Annotated in this window: 2 protein-coding genes and 1 pseudogene; all 3 read right to left on the reverse strand. The window is 73.2% G+C overall.

Features of this window, described 5'->3' with window-relative positions; genetic code table 11:
* On the reverse strand, positions 1-590 hold a 590-nt coding region (locus tag AB0J09_RS60970; protein WP_360713135.1), incomplete at its 3' end, for a serine/threonine-protein kinase.
* 199 nt (positions 591-789) lie between these two features.
* Positions 790-2,166, reverse strand: coding sequence for a DUF1116 domain-containing protein (locus AB0J09_RS60975; RefSeq protein ID WP_360713137.1), 1,377 nt, complete (start codon positions 2,164-2,166; stop codon positions 790-792).
* A pseudogene (locus AB0J09_RS60980) lies at positions 2,163-2,969 on the reverse strand (FdrA family protein); the annotation flags it as partial. The gene AB0J09_RS60975 and the pseudogene AB0J09_RS60980, both read right to left, overlap by 4 nt.

Genomic DNA, 2,969 nt, shown 5'->3' on the forward strand with positions numbered 1-2,969 from the left:
GTCGCGCCGAACGACCACAGGTCGGCCGCCTGCGTGATCGGCTGCCCGGAAAGGCGCTCCGGCGGGATGTACGCGGGCGACCCCATGAGCAGCCCCGTCTGCGTGATCGTCACGTCGCCCTCGATGGCCGCGATGCCGAAGTCGGTCAGCACCACCCGGTCCGAGGTCAGCAGCACGTTGCCGGGCTTGATGTCGCGGTGCAGGATCCCGGCGGCGTGCGCGTGCCTGAGCGCGTCGAGCACCCGGATGCCGATCTCGGCCGCCTGGATCACCGGCAGCGGCCCGCTCTGGCGTACGGCCTGCTCCAGGGACCACGCGCGGACCAGCTCCATCACGATCCACGGGCGGCCGTCCTCCTCGACCACGTCATGCACGGTCACGATGCCGGGATGCGTCAGCCGCGCGGCCGACCTGGCCTCGCGCAGCATGCGCCGGTGCGCCACCTGCTTGCCCGCGTTGTCGAGCCCGTACGGGAGGATCAGCTCCTTGACCGCCACATCCCGGTCGAGCAGGACGTCGTGGGCGTGCCACACCATGCCCATGCCGCCCCTGCCGACCGGCGACATGAGACGGTACCGCCGGCCGATCAAGCGGCCCTGGCTCTGCGGGGCGCCGCTAGGGGCACCTCCCTCCGGGCCGGGTCCGCTGAGCAAGCGGTCGGCTGCCATCTTCCCGCCCCCATCCCGCACTGCAACCAATTGAAAGTGGTTCGTTACGATATAGGCGGGCAATGCGCAAGGGAAGCTGAAGCAGCCTGACAAAGGTCTTGACCTGCTGATATGTCGGCGTTCAAGAGGCTTGCTCGGCGAGCGCCAGCAGGGCGGCCGTGAACGCCTCCACCGGCGGTTTGACCAGGCCGGCGCCCACCTGTCCCGTTCCCGCGACGCGGCCCGCGATGCCGGTGTTGACCACGGGCAGCAGGCCGGTCCTGGCGACGAGCGTGATGTCTATGCCGACGGGCGTGCCGCGGAAGCCGAGCCCCGGGATCTGGTAGGCGGGGTGCTCGGCGAGCGTGATCTCGTACATGGAGCGGGTGGCCCGCACCGCGTCGGCCACCTCGCCGCCCACGAACCGCACGATGGCCGGCGAGGCCGCCATCGCGAACCCGCCCAGCCCCGACGTCTCGGTGATCGTAGAGTCGCCGATGTCCGGGTTGGCGTCGTCCGGCCCGTACGTGCCCAGATAGAGCCCGTCGGGCACGCCGGCGGGCCCGGTGAACCAGCGCCCGCCCAGCCCGGAGACCTGGACGCCGAAGTCGGTGCCGTTCCTGGCCATGGCGACGACCAGGGAGGAACCGGGCACGTCGCGGGCCGCGTCGGTGCTGACCTTGGCGGCGGCCATGGCGGGGTTGAGGAAGAAGTGGTCGTTGCCGTTGATGAAGCGCAGGATCTCGGCGGCGTCGCCGGGGACGGCCTCGACCACGGTGGGGGCCAGCTCGCGCAGCAGGAGCGAGGTGGCGGCGCGGTTGCGGTTGTGCAGCTCGTCGCCCATCTGCAGGGCCTGCGCGATCAGCGAGCGCAGGTCGATGGGCCCCGTGCGCTCCAGCGTCGCCTTCAGCGCGGGGCCGAGCACCGCGTCCATCCAGCGCAGCCGCTCCAGCACCTCCGGTCCGTAGGCGCCGTACCTGAGGACCTTGCCCAGGCCCTCGTTCAGCGAGCAGTACGCGGTGCCGCCGTGCTCGTCGTCGCGTACCTCGAACAACCACATGGACGGGCTCACCACGCCCGCCATCGGGCCCACGGTGGCGTGCTCGTGGCACGGCCGCAGCGTGATCTCGCCGGCCGCCAGCCTGCGCTCGGCGTTGTGCTCGTCGTCCGCCAGGCCCTCGAGCAGCATCGCGCCGATCAGCGCGCCGCGCATCGGGCCCGAGGCGCGCTCCCAGGTGATGGGCGGGCCCGCGTGCAGGAACGTCCTCTCCTCGAGGACCTCCGACGCCCGCCGAAGCCCCACCAGGTGCGGGCGCGCGGAGGTCAGCCTGCTCACGGCCAGCTCGTTGGCGGCCTGCCTGCGCGGGTCGGCGAGCACCGTGGCCAGGGCCTCGGCGGTGCCGGGCAGGGGCGGTCGCCAGCTGACGGGGGTGGTCTGGACGGCCTGCGCCCTGAGCGCCTCGTCGAGCAGGCCCGCGCCGACCGTGATGACGCGGGGAGGGGCGGAGAGCAGGCTCATAGGAGGCTCCTGGCGTGCCTGGCGGCCTGGGCGTTGGACGTGAACACGGCCGCGCCCGCCTCCCGGAAGGCGGCGGCCTGCCGGTGCAGGTCCTGGGGGTCGCCCTCGGTGCCGATGAGGGCGATCACGACGGTGGCGGGGGTACGGGCGACGGCGTGGGCCAGTGAGGCGGCGGGGTCGGGGTCGGCGCCGTGGCCGAGCACGACGTCCATGAGCACCAGGTCGGTCTCATGAGCGCGGGCCAGCGCCTCGACGCGGAGGGTCGGGTCGATCATGGGGTGCGCCCGCCCCCTGGTGTAGGCGTCGTCGCCGTAGTCCACGAAGTCGCCCCCTGCCGAGCCGGCACGGCCGGCGACCAGCGCGGCCTCCGCGCTGAGCGTCCCGCCGGAGTAGACGCCCTTGATGGTCTTGGCCCGGCTCTGCTTCCCCGACCACGCGGGCCAGGCCGGCCACTCGGGCACGGGCCTGCCGAGCGCGTGCAGGGCCCGCTCGGTCGCCTCCGTCAGGTCGACTTCAGGGAGCAGCGCGAACAGCACCGGCGTGCGCAGCCGCTCCACCGAGTCCTGCACGGTCCGCGCCACCTCGGGGGAGGGCGGCTTGGAGATGAGCACGATCAGCTCAGTGGCCGGGTCCTCGTCCAGCATGCGCAGGGCACGCAGGGTGGACAGGCCGCCCACCTCGGCCGACAGGTCCCTGCCGCCCACGCCCAGCACGTGGCTGACGCCGGTGCCCGCCCAGTCGAGCAGGCACGTCACCTGCTGGGCGCCGGTGCCGGACGCGGCCACGACGCCGACGGGGCCGGG

Source organism: Nonomuraea sp. NPDC049784 (assembly GCF_040659615.1).
Taxonomy (GTDB): domain Bacteria; phylum Actinomycetota; class Actinomycetes; order Streptosporangiales; family Streptosporangiaceae; genus Nonomuraea.